This is a genomic window from Blautia sp. CGZ-1-C1, from assembly GCF_056504575.1.
This window is the reverse complement of sequence record NZ_JBWLUT010000139.1, coordinates 1-22,476: the sequence shown is the minus strand read 5'-3', so window position 1 is coordinate 22,476 and position 22,476 is coordinate 1. Positions and strand designations below refer to the sequence as shown.

The following is a 22,476-nucleotide window of genomic DNA, read 5'->3' as shown; positions in this document are numbered from 1 at the left end:
TGTAACCCATACTATGATGCTCTTCCGGCAGTAGTTCAGGAATACATGGACAAAGTTAACGCTAAGATCGGTACAGATTACAAATTATTCAACTACTACGGAGCTGCTGATGCAGAACACGTAATCGTTGCTATGGGATCTGTAAACGATACAATCGAAGAGACAATCGACTACCTTGCAGCAGCAGGAAAGAAAGTCGGTGTTGTTAAAGTTCGTCTTTACAGACCATTCTGCGCACAGGCACTCATCGATGCAATTCCGGATTCTGTAAAACAGATCACAGTTCTTGACAGAACTAAAGAGCCGGGTGCACTTGGCGAGCCACTGTACCTTGACGTTGTAGCAGCATTAAAAGACAGCAAATTCGGCGGCGTAAAAGTATTCTCCGGACGTTATGGTTTAGGTTCCAAAGATACTACACCTGCACAGATCGTAGCTGTTTATGAGAACACTGCTAAAGAAAAATTCACAATCGGTATCGTTGATGATGTTACTAACCTTTCCCTTGAGACAGGTGCTCCGATCGTAACAACTCCTGAAGGAACAACAAACTGTAAATTCTGGGGTCTGGGAGCTGATGGTACAGTAGGTGCCAACAAGAACTCCATCAAGATCATCGGTGACAACACAGACATGTACGCACAGGCTTACTTTGATTATGACTCCAAGAAGTCTGGTGGTGTTACAATGTCCCACTTACGTTTTGGTAAGAAACCGATCAAATCCACATACCTGATCCACGAAGCAAACTTCGTAGCATGTCACAATCCATCCTACGTAAACAAATACAACATGGTTCAGGAACTTGTTGATGGCGGTACATTCCTCCTTAACTGTGCTTGGGATATGGAAGGTCTTGAGAAACATTTACCAGGACAGGTTAAAGCATTCATCGCTAACCACAATATCAAATTCTACACAATTGACGGTGTTAAGATCGGTATTGAAACAGGCATGGGACCAACACGTATCAACACAATCCTTCAGTCTGCATTCTTCAAACTTACAGGAATCATTTCCGGAAGAGCAGGCAATCGACCTTATGAAAGCTGCTGCTAAGGCAACATACGGACGTAAGGGTGATGATGTCGTTCAGAAGAACTGGGCTGCTATCGATGCAGGTGCTAAACAGGTTGTTGAGATCACAGTTCCGGAAAGCTGGAAAGATGCTGAGGACGAAGGTCTTCATATGACTCATGCAACAGAAGGACGTCAGGATGTTATTGATTTCGTTAACAATATCCAGGCTAAAGTTAATGCTCAGGAAGGTAACTCCTTACCTGTATCTGCATTCAAGGATTATGTAGATGGTACTACACCATCAGGTTCTTCTGCATATGAGAAACGTGGTATCGCAGTTAACGTTCCTGTATGGAATCCTGAAAACTGTATCCAGTGTAACAGATGTGCTTATGTCTGCCCACATGCAGTTATCCGTCCTGTAGCTCTGACAGCTGAGGAAGCAGCTAATGCTCCTGAAGGCATGAAGACATTAGACCTTACAGGTATGAAAGAATACAAATTCACAATGTCCGTATCCGCACTTGACTGTACAGGATGTGGTTCTTGTGTAAACGTTTGCCCAGGTAAGAAGGGTGCGAAAGCACTTGCTATGGAAAACCTTGAAGCAAGCGAAAACGAGCAGAAATACTTTGACTACACAGTGAAACTGCCGGTTAAAGAAGATGTTATCGCTAAATTTAAAGAAGCAACTGTTAAAGGCGAGCCAGTTCAAACAGCCTCTGCTTGAGTTCTCAGGAGCTTGTGCAGGATGTGGTGAAACACCATACGCTAAACTGATCACTCAGCTGTTCGGTGACAGAAATGTACATTGCAAACGCAACAGGATGTTCCTCTATCTGGGGTAACTCCTCACCATCTACACCATATACAGTAAACGCTAAGGGACAGGGTCCTGCATGGTCTAACTCTCTGTTCGAAGATAACGCTGAGTTTGGTTATGGTATGCTTCTTGCTCAGAGAGCTATCCGTGATGGCTTAAAAGCAAAAGTTGAAGATGTTGTTGCTAACGGAACAAATGAAGACGTTAAAGCAGCTGGTCAGGAATGGCTGGATACATTTGCTGTAGGTGCTACAAACGGTGCTGCTACAGACAAACTTGTTGCTGCTACTTGAAGCTTGCGGATGTGACAAAGCAAAAGAAATCCTTGCTCAGAAAGACTTCCTCGCTAAGAAATCCCAGTGGATCTTCGGTGGTGACGGATGGGCTTACGATATCGGATTCGGTGGTGTTGACCATGTTCTCGCAAGCGGACGTGATATTAACGTAATGGTGCTCGATTACAGAGATTTGTTTACTCCAACACAGGCGGACAGTCTTCTAAGTCTACACCAACAGGTGCTATCGCTCAGTTCGCTGCAGGCGGTAAAGAGACTAAGAAGAAAGATATGGCTTCCATCGCTATGAGCTATGGCTATGTATACGTTGCTCAGATCTCCATGGGTGCTGACTTCAACCAGACTGTAAAAGCTATTGCAGAGGCTGAGGCTTATCCGGGACCATCTCTGATCATCGCTTACGCTCCATGTATCAACCATGGTATCAAGAAAGGTATGGCAAAAGCTCAGACAGAGGAAGAATTAGCAGTTAAGGTTGGATACTGGCACAACTTCAGATTCAACCCGGCAGCAGAAGGAAACAAGTTCTCTCTTGATTCCAAGGCTCCGAGCATGGAAGATTATCAGGCATTCCTTGACGGTGAGGTTCGTTACAACTCTCTGAAACGTCAGAATCCTGAGAAGGCTGCAAGACTGTTTGCTAAGAATGAGGCTGAGGCTAAAGCCAGATATGAATATCTGCAGAAGCTGATCGCTCTTCATAGTGCTGAATAATCTTTTCGGTTTTTGAACGACTGTAAACAAGTTTATAAATCATTAAAAAATAAATAGATAGAGCTATTTATAGTGTCCAGACGATATATGTGGGCCGCGGTACTTTTTGTATCGCGGTCCTTTTTATAAGGGACGTCAGAAAATGAAATAACTTCTGGGGCTCAGTTTCGGAACCACTGAATTTCTAAGCATTTGAAAAGCCACTAAAAGCATTCAGAAATCGCTCAAACTCGCCTGCGGCTCAGACAGTGAGCGATTTCTGAATAACGCGGCTTTCCAAATACTGAGAAATTCAATGAACCCTCAAAATTCGCCCCAGAAGTTATTTCATTTCCTGACTGGATACTGGCTGATTTAAATACTTTCGTTGTTCTTAAACAATAAAATAATGTTGGCTATAAATTTGACAAGTATTGGATATTTGTCTATAATCAGTGAGAACTCTATAACTCGGTTTAGAATGATAGAATATGAAGGAGCGGTTATGAGGAGATTTGTGAGCAGGGATAGTAAGAAGGATTTCTATTTATTATATACGCTTGTATTTGGGGTTATTGCGGGGTTTATTTATTATCAATTTGCGGGGAATGGGAAGTCTTTGGTGTGGAGTCATGATGGGATTCCGCAGCATTTGAATTCGCTGGCTTATTATGGACGGTATCTGAGAGAGGTTCTTCATACAGTTTTTGTGGAGCATAAGCTGGAATTGCCTATGTGGGATATGAATATCGGGTATGGTTCGGATATTCTTACGACGCTGCATTATTATGTGATCGGGGATCCGCTGACTTTGTTGTCTGTGTTTGTGCCGGCGGATAAGACGGAGATTTTGTATGAGGTTCTGATTTTTCTGAGGATTTATCTGGCGGGGATTTCGTTTAGTATTTTTTGTTTTTATCATAAGAATCCGAAGCAGGCAACGTTTATGGGGACGTTGATCTATATTTTTGCGGGATGGACGATTTATGCGGCTATGAAGCATCCGTATTTTTCCAACCCTATGATTTATCTGCCATTGGTTCTGATGGGGATTGATAAGATTTATAAGAGGGAGAAGCCATGGCTGTTTATCTGGGCGACTGCGGTTTCAGCTATGTCGAATTTCTATTTCTTTTATATGATCTGTATTTTTATGTTTATTTATGCGGCTTTCCGGTATTTTGGAATTTTCAGCGAGAGAAGTGTGAAGGATGTTCTGGGATGGCTGGTGAAGTTTATTGGGTATTATGCGGTGGCTTTGATGATCGCGGCGGTTATTTTTCTGCCGGTGATCATGACGCTTTTTGGTACGGACAGGTTTCAGGCTGAGAATTATGTGCCTCTTTTATATGATAGGATTTATTATGAGAAATATCTGGGTGATCTGATCGGGGAGAATATGATCCAATGGGGGGTTGCCGGGTATTCTGCTGTTGCTATGGCAGGTGTGTTTGTGCTTTTTTCCAGGAAGAAGAAGTACCTGGATCTGAAATTGGGATTTGGGCTGTTGAATCTGTTTTTACTGGTGCCTTTTGCAGGGCATGCGCTCAATGGTTTCTCCTATGTGTCCAACAGGTGGATCTGGGCTTATGGGATGATGATCGCATATATTTTTGTGAAGGCGTATCCTGAGCTGTTTACTCTGACTGTGAGGGAAAAGAAGAAGATTTTTGTTATGGTCGTGGCGTATTGTGTGCTGGCATTGTTTGCGAAGGCTGCCAGGACGCAGAGAAATATGGCCGGTGTGCTGGTTCTGGTATTGGCTGTGTTTACGGTTACTTCTTTTGGAAATATTTTTCTGCAGGGGAAGTATATGTGCGGGCTTCTCAGTGCTTTGCTTGTGGTGAGCATTATGTTGAATGTTTCTTATCAGTATTCTTATGAGAAGGATTATCTGTCGGAGTTTGCAGCCGAAGAGGAGTCACTGGATAAGCTGGAGTCGAATACGGATAAAGCGGTTCTTGCTGCCGGGGATTCAGGTGTCTATCGTTATGATCAGTATGGGGCATTGCCCTATGATAATACTTCTATGTATATGGGTACGAACAGTACTGCTTATTATTTCAGTCTTGCAAACAGCAGTATCAGTGATTTTTTCAGCGAGATGTATCTGAATACACCATGGGAACAGCATTATGAGAATCTGGACGGAAGGACGATCCTGGACAGGCTGGCTTCTGTGAAGTATTTTGTGATAAGTGGTGATAATTTTCGCTATCTTTCCTATGGATATAACAGGGAGAAGGGTTCTGCAGGAAAGGGAAAAAGTGAGTGCAGGGCTTATGAGAATGAGAATGCACTGCCTCTGGGTTATACTTATGACAGCTATATTCCTGTATCGGAATATGAGAAAATGGATGTGGTAAAAAAGCAGCAGGCTCTGATGGACGGTGTGGTGCTTGAGGAGAGTACACTGCCTGAGGCATCTGTTGATGCTGATGATGAGAATATTCAATATCGTATGGAGGCAGGGGATGGTTGTGCTCTGTCTAAGGGAGCAATCAGGGTGACGAAGGAAGGGGCACAGCTGAAGCTTGTGTTCCATGGCCTTACGGACAGTGAGAATTATCTGATCGCAGATAATCTGGATTATGACAGTCTTTCACCGAGGGAACTGATTGGTAACAGTCAGTGGAAGAAGATGTCTGAGTATGACCAAAATAAGGTTCTTGATGAGGACAGCCAGTGGCGGTACTGGAAGGAGTCAAAGGAAGCGGCTATGACGGTCAGTTCCAATGATGTGACCAAGACCATAAAGATTTTTACGGATAAGTATAATGCCTACAGTGGACGGCATGATTTTCTCTGTAATATGGGATATTCCAGATCAGGGGTTCGTACTATGACAATCACCTTTGCCAATACAGGTGTTTATACCTATGATAAATTAAGGGTTGTCAGCCAGCCGGTACAGGGGATTGAGGCAAAGACTGTGAAGCTGGGTGAAGAAGCTCTCGAGAATGTAAAAATGGGAACAAATGAGATCGCAGGGAATATCAGTATTTCCAAAAAGAAAGCTCTTGTATTGTCTGTCCCGTACAGTAAAGGATTTACAGCTTATGTGGATGGCAAAGAAACAAAGCTTCAGAAGGCAAATACCATGTTTATGGCGTTGGAACTCGAACCTGGTTCCCATGAAATACGATTGACGTATTGTACACCATATTTAAAGGCAGGCCTGGCACTCAGTCTGGCTGGCTTAGTGGTTTATTTTATGTTGGTGGCCGTTCGAAGAAAAAAACGTTGCTGAGAATGGAATAATGGACTTTTCTGTAAAGTCGTGTATAATAGAACAGGTAGTTTAGATTCAAAGTTTTATTGCTACAGGCAATTTGAAATGGAATTGCAATAGTTATGTTGCTGATGACAAAGTAAACAGCAGCGGATTATAATTAAAAATGAGGAATGACATCATGAGTAAATTATCAGTAGTGCTTCCGGCATATAATGAAGAATTAATGGTAGGAAAAACCTGTCGTGTGCTGGCGGAAGTCCTTACGAAGGCAGAGATTCCCTATGAACTGGTTGTGGTAAACGATGGCTCCGGTGACCGGACATGGGAAGAGATTCAGAAAGCAGGAGAAAAGGACGCAAATGTAACAGGTGTACTTTTTTCGAGAAATTTTGGAAAAGAGGCAGCGATTTTTGCAGGACTGGCACAGGCCAGTGGCGATGTAGTTGCTGTTATGGACTGTGATCTGCAGCATCCGCCCCAGACGCTTATTGAGATGTACAGATTGTGGCAAAATGGATATGAAGTAATCGAGGGCATAAAAGCGGACAGAGGAAAAGAAGGCTTTTTACATAAAGAATGTGCCGGCTTCTTCTATGATATTATGTCAAAGGCTACGAGAGTTAATATGAAGGATGCATCTGATTTTAAGATGATGGACAGGAAGGCGGTGGACAGCATTCTGTCAATGCCTGAGCGGAATATGTTCTTTCGTGCTACTTCTTCCTGGGTGGGATATAAGACCACAAGTGTAGAATTTGAAGTGCAGGAAAGAGAAGCTGGTGTTTCCAAATGGTCTCCCTGGGCACTAGTGAAGTATGCGTTTACGAATATTGTGGCATTTACGACAGTTCCGCTGCAGTTTGTTACGATCACAGGTTTGCTTTGTTTTATCTGCTCTGTGATTCTTATGATCTATTCACTGGTTCAGTATTTTACAGGTTCCGCTGTGGAGGGATATACGACTTTGCTGATGGTTCTGCTTCTGGTGGGCAGTGCCATGATGATCAGTCTTGGAATCATTGGATATTATATTTCCAAGATTTATGAAGAGGTAAAGCGCAGACCGCGATATATTATTTCCAAAGTTATTAAAAAGGGAAGAGAACATAATTAATCATTACAAACGAAAGATATTGCAATCGTGCCATATGTTTGAACTGGTGTACCACCAAGTTGAACATACGATCAGGTATATAACTATGAATATATTTAAATGATAAAAATGAAGGAAATAAAACAGTTATGAAACAATGGATCAGAAAAATGTATGAAAGTTCCGTAATCCGCTATGTTTTTTTTGGCGGATGCACTACGCTGGTGAATCTGGTCAGCTTTTTTGTTCTGAGAAAACTTGATGTGGAACTCAATATTGCTAATATTATTTCTATCATACTGGCGATTCTGTTCGCCTATGTGGTAAATTCGAAATTTGTTTTTCAGGATAAATGTGAAACTCTGAGAGATCATATTCAGCCATTTTGTAAATTTATCAGCGCCAGATTAGTGACTATGGTGATTGAGGTTGGCGGTGTCTGGCTGCTTGTGTCAGTAATGGGACTAAATGATATGATCGGTAAATTTCTGACGCAGTTTATCGTGCTGATATTGAATTACATATTTAGTAAATTTTTTGTATTTACAACAGGAAAGAGAGGGAAGAACTCATGACATTGCAGGAAGCTGTTTCCAATATTGAACCGTTAGATCAGAAAGCTATGGTTATTGCACAGAAAAGATGGGACAGTATTGCGAAACCATTACATTCTCTTGGAAAACTGGAAACTCTGTTGACACAGGTTGCAGGAATTACAGGGAATGCTGATATTGACCTTTCTAAAAGAGGTCTGGTCGCTATGTGCGCAGACAATGGTGTGGTAGAAGAAGGGGTGACTCAGACAGGGCAGGAAGTAACTGCAATCGTGGCAGAGAATTTTCTGAGATATGATACCTCCGTTGGTGTGATGTGTAAACAGAATCATGCGGAGATTTTTCCGGTAGACATGGGTATGGTAACTGATACAAAAGTACGCACAGATCACAAGGTTGCGTATGGTACGCAGAATATGACCAAAGGCCCTGCCATGACAAGAGAACAGGCCATAAAAGGTATTGAAGCAGGAATTGCTATGGTAGAAGAGTTAAAAAATAAAGGGTATAAGATTCTTGCAACAGGAGAGATGGGAATCGGAAATACGACTACCAGCAGTGCGGTGGCTTCTGTATTGTTGGATCAGCCGGTAGAAGAGATGACTGGACGTGGCGCAGGGCTGACAAGTGAAGGTCTGGTACGAAAAATCGCAGCAATCAGGAAAGCAATTGAGCTGAATCAGCCGGATCCTTCAGATGCAATCGATGTCCTGGCGAAGGTTGGTGGTCTGGATATCGCAGGAATGGCGGGTGTATTCCTTGGCGGAGCGGTTTATCATGTTCCGGTTATAATGGACGGATTTATTTCCTGCGTTTCTGCATTGATCGCGATGCAGATTTGCCCGGCAGCAGGGGACTATATCCTGGCATCTCATGTATCGAAAGAGCCGGCTGCGCATCTGATTCTGGAGCATATGAAGAAAGAAGCGATTCTTTATGCGGATATGTGTCTTGGTGAGGGAACCGGTGCGGTAGCTTTATTCCCGATTCTTGATCTGGCGGCGGCTGTTTATCATTCTATGAGTACTTTTGAAGATATCAATGTGGAACAGTATGAGGAGCTGAAATAATGTTGACAATTGTGACCGGAGGAAGCGGAAGCGGGAAATCGGCTTTTGCGGAGGATAAGGTGCTTGCTTTCGGGGAAGCACAGAGGGTTTACATAGCAACAATGCATCCGTTTGATGAAGAAAGCCATAAAAGAATCGAGAGACACCGCAAAATGCGTGCCGGAAAAGGCTTTGAGACGATAGAATGCTATACCGGACTGAAAGATGTGCAGCTGCCGTCTGGCTGTGTGGTCTTGCTGGAATGCATGTCTAATCTGGTGGCAAATGAGATGTTTGAAGAGCAGGGAGCACATGAACAGACAGTAAAGGATATCATGAGTGGAATTGATGAACTGGTCCGGCAGGCAGCACATGTGGTGATCGTGACGAATGAGATTTTTTCAGATGCGGTCGTATTTGATAAAGAAATGGCTTCTTACTTAGAATATCTCGGAAAGATCAATCAGGCTGTCGCACTGAGAGCGGATGAGGTAGTGGAAGTTGTTTATGGGATCCCAGTGTATCAGAAGAAGTAGAAGAGATATTTATGATAATAAATATGATAAGAAATAAGAAGTGCTATTAAAAATAGTGTGAAAAAGAGGAAGTGCAAATGAAATCTCTATGGAATAATTTTAAGGTAGCTTTTGCCATGTTTTCAAAGATTCCCATGCCCCGTGCGGACTGGACGAAGGAAAACATGAAATATATGTTTTGCTTTTTTCCATTTATTGGAACAGTAATCGGTGCATTGACGATGCTGGTGGCATATCTGGGGCTGCGTTTTGAGTATCAGCCGGGTTTTGTGACTGCGGTTTTAGTTCTTGCACCTGTGTTCGTGACAGGCGGGATTCATGTGGATGGTCTGCTGGATACTTCGGATGCGCTCAGTTCCTGGCAGGAGAGAAGCAGAAGGCTGGAGATTCTTAAAGATTCCCATGCCGGGGCATTTGCTGTTATTACGGCTGCGGTGTATTTTGTTTGCTGGTATGGGGCATACAGCCAGTTATTTGGCATTGAGGAAAATATGAAAGCAATTGGGATTCTGAGTCTGGGCTTTATGGTTTCCAGATGCCTTTCAGGGATTGGTGTTATTACTTTTCCAAAGGCAAAGGCTGATGGTACGGTAGCAGAATTTTCAAGAAATTCTTCGGATGTGATATCAAGAAATATACTGGTGGTTTATCTGGTGATTCTTGCAGTTTTGATGATCTGGATCGAGCCGGTATGGGGAATTGCAGCTTTTGCAGGAGCGTTGCTGATCTTTGGATATTATCATCATATTGCAATGAAGTATTTTGGCGGAACGACCGGGGATATATCGGGATTTTTCCTGTGTATCTGTGAGGTTGGAATGGCTGTGATCCTTGCTGTGATCACAAATTTCTGAGTCATGTGGATATTCGGCAATGGAAAGCAGGAAATATACCTGATTTAGTCAGAATATGAAATATCTGGCAGGAATTGATAAGGAGAGTGTGGAAAATATGGAGATGATCATTGGCGGTGCATATCAGGGAAAAACTGTTTATGCAAAAAAGGAATATCCTCTGTTAAACTGGGCGGATGGAGATAAAGTAACCGAAGAGGAACTGATGAGAGCACAGGGGGTTACGGATTTTCAGAAATATATCCGCAGAGAACTGGAAAAAGAGAGAGATGTATCAGAACTTGCTGAGCAGATTATTCTTAAAAACCCGGATGTTATTCTTGTCTCTCAGGAAGTGGGATATGGAGTAGTACCGGTAGATGCCTTTGACAGGAAATACCGGGAAGCAGTAGGCCGTGTGTGTACGAAACTGGCGGCATACAGCCATAAGGTGACAAGGGTAGTCTGTGGAATCGGGACGGTGATCAAAGATGATTAAACTATGGCTGATTAGACACGGAAAGACAGAAGGAAATAAACTTGCCCGTTATATTGGCACAACGGATGAACCGTTATGTCAGGAGGGAATAGAATTCCTGAAAAAGATGGATTATCCGAAGGTGCAGGAGATTTATGTAAGTCCGCTCAGACGCTGTGTTCAGACTGCTGAGATTCTTTTCCCGGAGAAACCGGTACATATTATCGAAGAACTGGCAGAATGTGATTTTGGCGAATTTGAGAATAAGAATTACAAAGAACTGGATGGAAATCCAAATTATCAGGCATGGATAGACAGCAATGGAACTTTACCGTTTCCCGGAGGGGAGAGCAGAGAAGAATTTAGAAACAGAAACCTTAGGGGATTTGAAAAAGTAGTAACTAGCTGTATCCGTAGTCACGTAACTGAGGTGGCTTTGGTGGTTCATGGCGGCACGATCATGAATATTATGGAAGAGTATACAGATATACAAAAACAGTTTTATGAATGGCATGTCAAAAATGGTGGTGGCTATGAGGTTGAACTGGATGAGAATATGTGGAAGAACGGAAGAAAGCAGTTAAAATTAAAATCATCCATTATGGAAGGCTGATTAGGATTCACATCGTGCAGCGTTTTGCCGGGCACGGAGTGATCAGCAACACGTTTGGCGAGGATATACGAAAATCCTGAAATATAAAATATTGACAAATCTGAAAATCTGTCATGAAATCATTTTCAATATAAAAGAACGAAGTTGTTCATTTGTTAAAAATGGACGCTTCGTTCTTTTTTATTTCCGCACATCTACAAGAAACTTCGAGAAAAAAACGGAAAACTAAAAATATTTTGAAAAACCAAAAAGATTTTGTGATTCTCTCTTGCATTATGTGAAGAAATATGTTAGAGTATTAGTATAAAATTCCTAAACAATAGGTAAAAAGCAATAGTGAATTGGTGATTTTTAACAAGTAAAAGGAGGAACTATATGCTGGTAATTGGTAATGGAAGAATGATCACACGGGACGCATCCAACCCATTTGTTGAGAATGGTGCTGTTGCAATGGATGGTAACACCATAGTAATGGTGGGGGTAACTGAAGAAGTAAAGAAGGCTTATCCGGATGCCGAATTTGTTGATGCGAAGGGTGGAGTTATCATGCCGGCATTTATTAATGCCCATGAGCATATTTACAGCTCCTTCGCACGAGGATTAAGCATTAACGGATATAATCCGCAGGGCTTTCTGGATATCCTTGACGGATTGTGGTGGACAGTAGACCGACATCTTACACTGGAGCAGACGAAGCTTTCTGCATATGCAACCTATATTGACTCTATTAAAAATGGCGTAACAACAGTATTTGACCATCATGCAAGTTTTGGACATATTACAGGTTCACTCAGTGCGATTGAAGAAGCAGCCAGAGATTTAGGTGTGCGTACCTGCCTCTGCTACGAGATTTCTGACCGTGACGGAATGGAGAAATCCAGAGAATCTGTAATGGAGAACGTGAATTTTATCAAACATGCACTTGCAGATGACAGCGACATGATTGCCGGAATGATGGGTATGCATGCGTCCTTTACAATTTCTGATGAGACAATGGCTCTTTGCAACGAACTGAAGCCGGAAGGCGTCGGATATCATATTCATGTAGCGGAAGGAATTTATGATCTTCATCAGTGTCTGAAAGAACATGGTAAGCGTATCGTTGACCGTCTTTATGACTGGAATATCCTGGGACCGAAGACGTTGCTGGGACATTGTATTTATGTCAATGAACATGAGATGGATCTGATCAAGGAGACAGATACCATGGTGGTACATAATCCGGAATCTAATATGGGAAATGCCTGTGGATGTCCTCCAACTATGAGAATGGTACAGAAAGGAATTCTCACAGGTCTTGGTACAGACGGATATACTCATGATATGATGGAATCCTGGAAAGTTGCAAATGTACTTCACAAACATCATCTCTGCGATCCGAATGCGGCGTGGGGTGAGGTTCCGCAGATGCTCTTTGAGGGAAATGCGAAAATTGCCAACAGATACTTTAAGAAACAGCTCGGTGTGCTCAAAGAAGGAGCTGCCGCAGATGTGATCGTAATTGATTATGATCCGCTGACACCAATGAATGAGAATAATATTAACGGACACCTGATGTTTGGGGTAAACGGAAGCATGGTTCAGACTACCGTATGTAATGGTAAAGTTCTTATGAAAGACCGAGAGGTTCTTGTATGCGATGAAGCGAAAGTGATGGCAGATTGCCGTCGGGCTGCAAAAGAACTTGCTGATGATATTAATGGCTGATTCTTGAAATAATTTTGCTGGCACTTTTAAAGGCAAGAGGAGAAGAAAAAGTATAATAAAGGCCAGACAGGAAATTCTGTCTGGCTGAAATAAACATGAATAAAAAATAATGGAGGATCGGATTATGAGTGAAGTCATGACCTGTATGCCCTTTGAACAGTTAATGAACTGGGTATTAGAAGAGAAGAAAACAAAAGGAACCGTATTCGGACAGCACAGAGCTTATGTGGCAGAAGCTGATAAGAAGCTGAATATTTTTGAAAGAAATTTAGAGACACCGATCGGACCGGCAGCAGGACCACATACACAGCTGACACAGAATATCGTTGCTTCCTATTATGCAGGAGCACGTTTTTTTGAATTGAAAACTGTTCAGAAGATGGACGGCGCAGAACTTGCAGCCTGTATTAACAGACCATGTATCCTTGCTGAGGATGAAGGATATAACTGCGAATGGTCTACAGAGCTTTATGTTCCTCAGGCGATGGGTGAGTATATCAAAGCATGGTTTATTCTCCATGTAATCGCAAAAGAATTTGATCTTGGTGCACAGGATGGATTCCAGTTTAATATTTCTGTCGGATATGATCTCGAGGGAATTAAAACACCAAAAATTGATGGCTTTATCAATAACATGATGGAAGCGAAGGATACGGAAATCTTTAAAGAATGTAAGCAGTGGTTATTAGATAACGTAGATAAATTTGAGAAAGTTACAAAAGAAGATATCGAGGCAATTCCGTCTGATATCTGTAATTCTGCGACAATCTCTACTCTTCACGGATGTCCTCCGAATGAGATTGAGAGCATTGCAACTCATCTGTTTAAAGAGAAACATCTGAATACATTTATCAAATGTAATCCAACTCTTCTTGGATATGAATTTGCGAGAAAAACGATGGATGACATGGGATATGATTACATGGTATTCGGTGATTTCCATTTCAAAGATGATTTACAGTATGAGGATGCTATCCCGATGTTTAAGAGACTGCAGGCACTTGCAGATGAGCTGAATCTTGCATTTGGTGTGAAGATCACGAATACATTCCCTGTAGATGTTACAAGAAATGAGCTTCCAAGCGAAGAAATGTATATGTCCGGAAAATCTCTTTTCCCGTTATCCATTTCTCTTGCAGCAAAGCTTTCCAGAGAATTTGATGGAAAACTTCGTATTGCTTACTCCGGTGGAGCTGATTACTATAATATTGACCTTATCGTTAAAAGCGGTGTATGGCCTGTGACAGTAGCAACTACCTTGCTGAAACCAGGCGGATATCAGAGATTTACACAGATGGCCCAGAAAGTTATGGCTGCCGGTGTTGAAGAATGGACGGGTATTGATGTAGCTGCACTTGAGCAGCTTGCTGAGGATGCGAAGAAAGATGCACATCATGTAAAGAGCATCAAGACTCTTCCGAAGAGAAAAACAGACTCAGAAGTTCCGCTTCTTGACTGCTTCTTTGCTCCATGTGAAGAGGGATGTCCGATTCATCAGGATATCACAACTTATGTGAAACTGGCAGGAGAGGGAGATTATGCACAGGCATTAAGAGTTATCCTTGAGAAGAATGCCCTTCCGTTTATCACAGGTACTCTCTGCGCACATAACTGTATGTATAAATGTACACGTAACTTCTATGAAGAACCTGTAAATATCCGTAACACCAAGCTTATTGCAGCACAGAATGGATATGACACAGTGATCGGTGAAATCAAAGCGGGTACGGCAAATGGTAAGAAAGTAGCTGTTGTCGGTGCGGGTCCTGCAGGTATTGCTTCTGCATATTTCCTTGCAAGAGCCGGTGCTTCGGTAACAGTATTTGAGAAAGAAGAGAAAGCCGGCGGTGTGATCCGTTATGTAATTCCGGGATTCCGTATTTCTGGTGAAGCAATTGATAAAGATATTTCTTTCATTGAGAAAATGGGTGTGGAAATCAAAACCGGTACAGAAATCACATCCGTACAGGAATTAAAAGAACAAGGATACGATGCAGTGATCGTTGCAGTAGGCGCAAACAAACCGGGAACCTTGAAACTTGAAAAAGGCGAAACGGTCAATGCACTGAAATTCTTAAGAGATTTTAAAGAATCAGATGGCAAAGTTTCTCTCGGAAAGAATGTTGTTGTTATCGGCGGTGGAAACACAGCTATGGATACGGCAAGAGCTGCAAAACGTACAGAGGGTGTAGAGCACGTTTATCTGGTATACAGAAGAACAAAACGTTATATGCCTGCAGCAGAAGACGAGTTGTTGGAAGTTCTGGAAGAGGGTATTGAATTCAGAGAACTTCTTTCACCGGTATCTCTGGAGAATGGCAGGCTTTTCTGCAAGAAGATGGTACTTGGCAACATGGATGCTTCCGGACGTGCCAGCGTAACAGAAACGGATGAAACAGTAGAGGTTCCGGCCGATACAGTGATCGTTGCAGTAGGTGAGAAAGTTCCGACAGAGTTCTATGAAGCAAATGGCATTGCAGTCAATGAACGAGGAAAAGCCCGCATCAATGACAAGACAATGGAGACAAGTGTAGAAGGTGTTTATGTAGCCGGTGATGGTGCGAAGGGAGCTGCTACGATCGTAGAAGCAATACGTGATGCGCAGATTGCGGTAAAAGCAATTCTCGGACATGATATCGTAAAAGGCCAGCCGGTACCTGGAACAGAAGAAGACTGCTATTCTAAGAAAGCAATTCTTAAAGAGAGTAAAGATGCTGCAAATGAAAGTGAACGCTGCCTGACTTGTAATAAAGTCTGTGAGAACTGTGTGGATGTATGTCCAAACAGAGCAAATATTTCCATCAAAGTGCCGGGAATGGCTATGAACCAGGTAATCCACGTAGATTATATGTGCAATGAATGTGGCAACTGTAAGAGCTTCTGTCCATATGCAAGTGCACCATATAAAGATAAATTTACATTATTTGCTTCAGAGGCAGATATGGCAGACAGCACAAATGACGGATTTGCAGTGATCAATCCGGAAACAAAAGAGTGTAAGGTTCGTCTGCTGGGTCAGATTTCTGACTGTAAGGCGGATGATGCCAATGATAAACTGTATGAGGGTCTTCGCAGACTGATCTGCGCGGTGATCGATGATTACGGTTATCTGATCATGAAATAGGTATTTCTGTTTATATAATCTTTATGTGACGGTGATTCCTTTTTCTGAAAATAGCAGAAAATAAAAAGAAATTAATACACTGTCCACAGTACCAAAGGCTGTGGACAGTGTGCATATCAGGCTGAACGCGGCCGCATATCAGGGGTGTATATGCGGTATCACAGGCAGACAGAGAAAAACTCCTAAAAGAGTTCAACTGAATGTCCAAAAGGCAGACGTGCAAGAAAGAAAGGAGAGTCCAATATGGCAGTATTTACAGTCAATGGACAGAAGGTCGAAACGATCAGAAATCAGAAACTGCTGCGTTTTTTGCGGGATGAACTTCACCTTACATCTGTGAAAGACGGATGCAGCGAGGGTGCTTGCGGAGCCTGTACAGTTATTATTGACGGGAAGATCTGTAAGGCATGTGTTCCAGATACAGACATGCTGGATGGCAGAACGATAATTACAGTAGAAGGTCTGACTGAATGGGAAAAAGAAGTTTATACATATGCCTATGGAAAGGCGGGAGCAGTCCAGTGTGGGTTTTGCATTCCTGGGATGGTGATGTGTACGAAGGCTCTTCTGGACGTAAATAAACAACCGACAGATGATGAAATCAAATATGCATTGCGCAATAATTATTGCCGTTGTACAGGATATGTAAAGATCATGGATGCAGTGCGGCTGGCCGCGAAGGTTTTAAGTAAAGGTGTGATTCCGGATGATATGGATGACAACTGGAATCTTGGTCATCGTGTATCCAGAATTGATGTGGAAGAGAAAGTACTTGGAACTGGCAAATATCCGGATGACTTTTACCTTGATGGAATGCTGTATGGGGCAGCACTGAGAAGTAAATACCCGCGTGCCCGTGTACTTGAAATTGATACGACAGCAGCTGAGGCACTTTCCGGAGTAGAAGCAGTTGTAACAGCAAAGGATATTCCGGGAGAAAATAAGATCGGACATTTGAAGCATGATCAGTATACTTTGATTCCTGTAGGAGGCTTAACTCATTATCTGGGTGATGCGATCGCTGTTGTAGCTGCAAAGGACAGGGAAACGGCAGAGAAAGCGAAGAAGCTGATCAAAGTCAAATATGAGGTACTGCCGCATGTTCATACGATTGAAGAAGCGGCGGCAGAAGGTGCGCCAAAAGTATTTGATGAAGAGGAAAATAACATTTGTGCACATAAGCATATCAGCAGAGGAAATGCAGAAGAGGCAATCCGTAATTCCAAATATATGATCAGTCATCATTTTGAAACTCCCTGGACAGAGCATGCATTTCTGGAGCCAGAGTGTGCTGTGGCTTTTTATGATGAAGACGGAGATGTTTTCATATATTCTACAGACCACGTCTGCGCATCAGACTTTACATGAATGTTCTCTGCTGCTCGGAACAGATAAAGTAAAAGTGCAGAATGCACTTGTCGGCGGAGGTTTTGGCGGAAAAGAAGATATGACAGTCCAGCATCTGGCGGCGCTTCTGACTTATGTAACTAAGAAACCAGTTAAGATGAAACTTACGAGGGCTGAATCTCTTCTGGTACATCCAAAACGTCATCCATTTTACATGGATATGACAATGGGCTGCGATGCGAATGGCAATATTATGGGGGTAAAGGCGAAAGTAGCATCAGATACAGGGGCGTTTGCTTCTCTTGGCGGTCCGGTGCTGGAGCGAGCGTGCACACATGCGGCAGGTCCGTATCATTATGAGAATTTTGAGATTGAAGGAACAGCATATTATACAAACAATCCGCCGGCAGGAGCATTTCGTGGATTTGGCGTGACTCAGACTTGTTTTGCGACAGAAACACTGTTGAATATGATGGCCGATAAGGTGGGAATTACTCCATGGGAGATTCGCTACCGCAATGCGATCCGGCCGGGCGAGACACTTCCGAATGGACAGATATTGTGGATAATTCCACAGGTCTGGTAGAAACTCTGGAAGCTGTAAAAGAGAAATACAATGCCGCACTTGAGGCTGGAAAACCAGTCGGAATCGGATGTGCTATGAAAAATGCCGGTGTTGGCGTTGGAATTCCTGATACAGGACGTGTGAAGCTTGTATTTGAAGAAGACAGAAAACTTCATATCTATTCGGGAGCTTCCTGTATTGGTCAGGGACTTGGCACAGTTCTGACTCAGATGGTAGTTACCAACACTGATCTGAAACACGAGGATATTGTTTATGAGAGAAGTAATACCTGGTTTTCACCTGACTCGGGCACAACCTCTGGTTCCAGACAGACTCTGGTAACGGGAGAAGCATGTCGCAGGGCCTGTGATAAGATTATGGAGGACCGCAATGCAGGAAAAACAATTGATGATGTGATCGGAAAGGTTTATTATGCCGAATATCTCGCCAAGACAGATCCACTTGGTGCAAATGTACCCAATCCTGTTTCTCATGTTGCATATGGTTATGCGACACAGGTATGTATTCTGGATAAGAAAACAGGAAAAATCGAGGAGATAGTTGCTGCCCATGATGTAGGCAAAGCGGTTAATCCTTTGTCATGCGAGGGTCAGATCGAGGGTGGCGTAGTTATGTCCATAGGATTTGCTCTGCGAGAACATTATCCGATTGATGAGAACTGTAAACCTATCGAGAAATATGGTTCTCTTGGGCTGTTTCGTTCTCATGAGATTCCGAAAATCGATGCAATTGTTATTGATAAACCGGGATTAAATGTAGCATGCGGAGCTATTGGAATTGGCGAGATCACTTCGATTCCGACGGCACCTGCGATTGCAGACGCATATTTCAGGCGGGATGGTGAGAGACAATACAGTCTTCCTCTGACTGGAACGCCATATGAAAGGAAGTGCTGAGTATGGCAGTAAAGAAGAAGTTTCCATATCGTTCGGCAGTTGTAGCATGTAATGGCGGATGCAGGGCAGCAGAAGGCGAGACAGGATGTAAGGACGGCTGTATTGGATGTGGAGCTTGCGTAAATAAATGTAAATTCGGAGCGATTTCTATCAATGAATATGGTGTGGCAGAAGTAGATGAAGAAAAGTGTATTGCCTGTGGGGCTTGCACAAAGGTCTGCCCGCAGGGCGTGATCCACATTCATGAATGTGCAAATTATATTGTGGTAAAATGCTCCAATAAGAAAAAAGGCGCAGAGGCAAAGAAACAGTGCGAAGTCAGCTGTATCGGATGTGGAATCTGTGAAAAGACATGTACAGCAGGCGCGATTAAGGTGTCTGACAACTGTGCGGTGATTGACGAGTCTGTATGTTTAAGCTGTGGTATGTGTACAGTGAAATGCCCGCGCCATGTAATTCATGATTTAAGAGGTATTTTTACGTAACTGTTCACGTTACTGTTCACATGCCACTATTCCGCGAGGCGTTTTGGCATGTATATGCCAAAATCCCGAGACATACAGCGCGAATTTATGCGATTAGCATAAATTCTGTGCATCGCGAAGCGTGTTACTGGGCACGGAGTGAACAGTAACCTGTTCACGAAAATACACTAAGAAATATTGAATAAAAGATTGCCAATAAACAGATAAATGTGTTATACTTATACAATAAAACAGGTAATAAATATGGAAATTAAAAAATAAGTTCGCCTGATGTCTGAAAACAGGCGGAAGGAAAGTAGCATGGTTCGGAGCCGGACATCAGTCCTGAGGGGAACAAAAGAATACCTTAGGTGAGTCCGGCTTTTTCTATATCCAGACAGAATCCTTTCCTGCGTATCAGTAAACAAAAATAAAATATAGAGAAGGTGAAAACATGATTGGAAAGAGTGTTCCAAGAGTAGATGCCTACGACAAAGTTACAGGACGTGCGAAATTTACGGATGATATAGCTCCTGCTAATTGTCTGGTGGCAAAGGTCTATCATGCAAAGATCGGAAATGGTATCGTGAAATCAATCGATACAAGTAAAGCTGAGGCTCTGGACGGCGTAGTAAAAGTAGTTACTTTTAAGGACGTACCGAATCATTGTTATCCTACACCGGGACATCCCTGGTCGGTAGAATTGGCTCATCAGGATATTGCAGATCGTAATATCCTTACCGGAAGAGTTCGTTATTATGGGGATGATATCGCTGCGGTAGTAGCTGAAGATGAGATAACGGCCCAGAGGGCATTGAGATTAATTGAAGTAGAGTACGAAGAATATCCGGTAGAGATTCATCCGCGTAAATCTATGTATGGCAGTAATCCGCCGATTCATCTGGACAAGAAGGATAATGTACTTGTCCGTTCCAACTATTTTATCGGGGATGTAGAAAAAGGATTAAAAGAATCTGCAACAGTAGTGAAACGAACCTATAAGACACCAATCGTACAACATTGTCATATTGAAAATCCGATTTCCTATGCCTATATGGAGAATGGCAGAATCGTAGTAGTAAGTTCCACACAGATTCCTCATATTGTACGTCGTGTCATTGGCCAGGCATTGGGAATCCCATGGGGAAAAATCAGAGTGATCAAGCCTTACATAGGTGGTGGATTCGGAAATAAACAGGATGTACTTTATGAGCCTCTGAATGCATTTCTTACTACTCAGGTTGGCGGCAGACCAGTCAAGCTTGATGTGACAAGAGAGGAAACTTTCTGTAATACGAGAACCCGCCATTCTATAGAATATGACCTGACGGCCGGAGTAGATAATGAGGGACATCTTCTTGCAAAGGATATGCTTGCAATCTCAAATCAGGGAGCGTACGCTTCTCATGGACATGCCATAGCAGCAAATGGCCTGACTGCATGGAGACTGCAGTATGCATGTCAAAACATTAAAGGAGAGGCCTATACTGTCTATACCAACACACCGGTAGGTGGAGCTATGCGAGGATATGGGATTCCGCAGGTATGCTTTGCAATTGAGTGCTTTATGGATGATATTGCAAAAGAAATCGGAATGGATCCACTGGAATTCAGAAAGAAGAACCTGATTAAGGGCTATTATGAAGATGCGTATCTGAAGCCGATAGCAGCGAATACCAATGGTATTTTCGAGTGTCTGAAAAAAGGTGCAGAATATATTCACTGGGATGAAAAACGAAGAGAATATGCAAATCAGACAGGAAAGATCCGAAGAGGCGTGGGAATGTCTCTGTTTTCCTACAAAACCGGTGTATGGCCGATCGTCTCTGGAAATCGCAGGCGCGAGAATGACTCTGAATCCGGACGGAAGTGTAGGCCTGATGTTGGGAGCAACAGAAATCGGGCAAGGTGCAGACACTGTATTTTCTCAGATGACAGCGGAAGTTTTAAATATGGATATCAGTGATATTCATATCCAGAGTGTACAGGATACAGATGTGACACCATTTGATACAGGGGGTGCTTATGCATCACGCCAGTCGTTTGTTACAGGAACGGTGGTGAAGGATTGTGCAAATCTTATGAAGAAGAAAATTCTTGATTATGCGAAGAAACTGATGCCGGAAGAGACAAGAGAATTAAGTCTGGACCATGGTTGGATCATGGCTGGTGAAGATTATGCAATGTCTCTTGCTAATCTTGCACTTGAGAGTTATTATAGTCTGAGTAATTCATCTGTACTTACAGCAGAGGTATCGGAACAGGTAAAGAAGAATGCGATTGCGATTACAGGCTGCTGTTTTGCAGAAGTGGAAGTAGATATTGAACTTGGCAAAATTAAGATTCTCCATATTATTAATGTTCATGACGGTGGGAAGCTGCTTAATCCAAAGCTTGCCGAGATGCAGGTTCATGGCGGTATGTCTATGGGAATGGGATATGGTCTTTCTGAACAGCTGATCCTGGATGAGAAGACAGGCAGACCTTTGAATGGAACATTATTAGACTATAAGCTGATGACAATGATGGATACACCTGATATCAAAGCCGATTTTGTGGAGCTGGATGATCCGATCGGACCATTTGGAAATAAAGCACTGGGTGAACCGCCGGCAATCCCGGGGGCACCTGCAATCCGCAATGCAGTTCTTCATGCGACGGGTGTTGCCTTTAACGAAAATCCTCTGACACCACAGAGATTGATCGATGGCTTTATGAAAGCCGGACTTATTTAGAGGGGAGGGGATTTTATGTACGATATTGAGAAGTATTATCAGGCTGAAAGCGTAGAAGAGGCAGTCAGACTGTTGAATGAGCATCCGGAGGCAAAAGTGATATCCGGAGGAAGTGATGTTCTCATTAAAATCAGAGAAGGAAAATTTGCAGGAACTTCTCTGGTGAGTATTCATGGAATTGAAGAGATAAAGGGCGTGAAAATGGCAGATAACGGCGATATTTATATTGGAGCAGGAACTGTGTTTTCACATATTACGAACGATGAGATCATAAAGAAATATATTCCGGTACTTGGGGAAGCTGTGGATCAGGTTGGCGGACCACAGGTGAGAAATATTGGCACGATCGGTGGAAATATCTGTAATGGTGCAGTAAGTGCTGACAGTGCAACGG

The 22,476-nt window shown here is 42.8% G+C and carries 12 protein-coding genes and 3 pseudogenes; all 15 read left to right on the top strand.

What is annotated here, in order from left to right; translation table 11 throughout:
* Positions 1-2,853, top strand: a pseudogene (gene nifJ, locus AC058W_RS13400) (pyruvate:ferredoxin (flavodoxin) oxidoreductase); the annotation flags it as partial.
* 484 nt (positions 2,854-3,337) lie between these two features.
* Entirely contained in the window at positions 3,338-6,082 is a 2,745-nt protein-coding gene (locus AC058W_RS13395) for a YfhO family protein (protein ID WP_117674652.1), read from the top strand.
* Between the two features lie 163 nt (positions 6,083-6,245).
* Entirely contained in the window at positions 6,246-7,181 is a 936-nt protein-coding gene (locus AC058W_RS13390) for a glycosyltransferase family 2 protein (protein WP_117674651.1), read from the top strand.
* Positions 7,182-7,309: 128 nt separating this feature from the next.
* Positions 7,310-7,735, top strand: a complete 426-nt coding sequence (locus AC058W_RS13385) for a GtrA family protein (RefSeq protein ID WP_117674650.1) — start codon at positions 7,310-7,312, stop codon at positions 7,733-7,735.
* Positions 7,732-8,784: a nicotinate-nucleotide--dimethylbenzimidazole phosphoribosyltransferase gene (gene cobT / locus AC058W_RS13380; RefSeq protein WP_117674649.1), complete on the top strand. Its 1,053-nt coding sequence runs from the start codon at positions 7,732-7,734 to the stop codon at positions 8,782-8,784. Before AC058W_RS13385 ends, cobT begins: the two co-directional genes overlap by 4 nt.
* Positions 8,784-9,299: a bifunctional adenosylcobinamide kinase/adenosylcobinamide-phosphate guanylyltransferase gene (locus AC058W_RS13375; protein WP_117674648.1), complete on the top strand. Its 516-nt coding sequence runs from the start codon at positions 8,784-8,786 to the stop codon at positions 9,297-9,299. Before cobT ends, AC058W_RS13375 begins: the two co-directional genes overlap by 1 nt.
* A gap of 77 nt (positions 9,300-9,376) precedes the next feature.
* Positions 9,377-10,153, top strand: coding sequence for an adenosylcobinamide-GDP ribazoletransferase (locus AC058W_RS13370; protein WP_117674647.1), 777 nt, complete (start codon positions 9,377-9,379; stop codon positions 10,151-10,153).
* A 97-nt stretch (positions 10,154-10,250) separates the two neighbouring features.
* On the top strand, positions 10,251-10,631 hold the full coding sequence (locus AC058W_RS13365) for a bifunctional adenosylcobinamide kinase/adenosylcobinamide-phosphate guanylyltransferase (protein WP_117674673.1): 381 nt from the start codon (positions 10,251-10,253) through the stop codon (positions 10,629-10,631).
* Positions 10,624-11,223: a histidine phosphatase family protein gene (locus tag AC058W_RS13360; RefSeq protein ID WP_117674646.1), complete on the top strand. Its 600-nt coding sequence runs from the start codon at positions 10,624-10,626 to the stop codon at positions 11,221-11,223. Before AC058W_RS13365 ends, AC058W_RS13360 begins: the two co-directional genes overlap by 8 nt.
* Before the next feature lie 375 nt (positions 11,224-11,598).
* Positions 11,599-12,930: a putative aminohydrolase SsnA gene (gene ssnA / locus AC058W_RS13355; RefSeq protein WP_117674645.1), complete on the top strand. Its 1,332-nt coding sequence runs from the start codon at positions 11,599-11,601 to the stop codon at positions 12,928-12,930.
* 124 nt (positions 12,931-13,054) lie between these two features.
* Positions 13,055-16,054 carry a putative selenate reductase subunit YgfK gene (gene ygfK / locus AC058W_RS13350; protein WP_117674644.1) on the top strand — a complete coding sequence of 1,000 codons (3,000 nt, stop codon included), beginning with the start codon at positions 13,055-13,057 and terminating at the stop codon, positions 16,052-16,054.
* A 243-nt stretch (positions 16,055-16,297) separates the two neighbouring features.
* Positions 16,298-18,883, top strand: a pseudogene (xdh, locus tag AC058W_RS13345) (selenium-dependent xanthine dehydrogenase).
* A gap of 2 nt (positions 18,884-18,885) precedes the next feature.
* Complete coding sequence (locus AC058W_RS13340) at positions 18,886-19,368, top strand: 4Fe-4S binding protein (RefSeq protein WP_118246914.1); 483 nt, start codon at positions 18,886-18,888, stop codon at positions 19,366-19,368.
* 433 nt (positions 19,369-19,801) lie between these two features.
* Positions 19,802-22,082: pseudogene (gene xdhA, locus AC058W_RS13335) on the top strand (xanthine dehydrogenase subunit XdhA).
* 15 nt (positions 22,083-22,097) lie between these two features.
* A partial coding sequence (locus AC058W_RS13330) for an FAD binding domain-containing protein (RefSeq protein ID WP_479390185.1) occupies positions 22,098-22,476 on the top strand: 379 nt, incomplete at its 3' end.

Excerpts from the sequence above, each read along its gene's own strand:
- AC058W_RS13395 (WP_117674652.1), top strand. The coding sequence starts at position 3,338 with ATGAGGAGATTTGTGAGCAGGGATAGTAAGAAGGATTTCTATTTATTA.
- AC058W_RS13390 (WP_117674651.1), top strand. The coding sequence starts at position 6,246 with ATGAGTAAATTATCAGTAGTGCTTCCGGCATATAATGAAGAATTAATG.
- AC058W_RS13385 (WP_117674650.1), top strand. The coding sequence starts at position 7,310 with ATGAAACAATGGATCAGAAAAATGTATGAAAGTTCCGTAATCCGCTAT.
- cobT (WP_117674649.1), top strand. The coding sequence starts at position 7,732 with ATGACATTGCAGGAAGCTGTTTCCAATATTGAACCGTTAGATCAGAAA.
- AC058W_RS13375 (WP_117674648.1), top strand. The coding sequence starts at position 8,784 with ATGTTGACAATTGTGACCGGAGGAAGCGGAAGCGGGAAATCGGCTTTT.
- AC058W_RS13370 (WP_117674647.1), top strand. The coding sequence starts at position 9,377 with ATGAAATCTCTATGGAATAATTTTAAGGTAGCTTTTGCCATGTTTTCA.
- AC058W_RS13365 (WP_117674673.1), top strand. The coding sequence starts at position 10,251 with ATGGAGATGATCATTGGCGGTGCATATCAGGGAAAAACTGTTTATGCA.
- AC058W_RS13360 (WP_117674646.1), top strand. The coding sequence starts at position 10,624 with ATGATTAAACTATGGCTGATTAGACACGGAAAGACAGAAGGAAATAAA.
- ssnA (WP_117674645.1), top strand. The coding sequence starts at position 11,599 with ATGCTGGTAATTGGTAATGGAAGAATGATCACACGGGACGCATCCAAC.
- ygfK (WP_117674644.1), top strand. The coding sequence starts at position 13,055 with ATGAGTGAAGTCATGACCTGTATGCCCTTTGAACAGTTAATGAACTGG.
- AC058W_RS13340 (WP_118246914.1), top strand. The coding sequence starts at position 18,886 with ATGGCAGTAAAGAAGAAGTTTCCATATCGTTCGGCAGTTGTAGCATGT.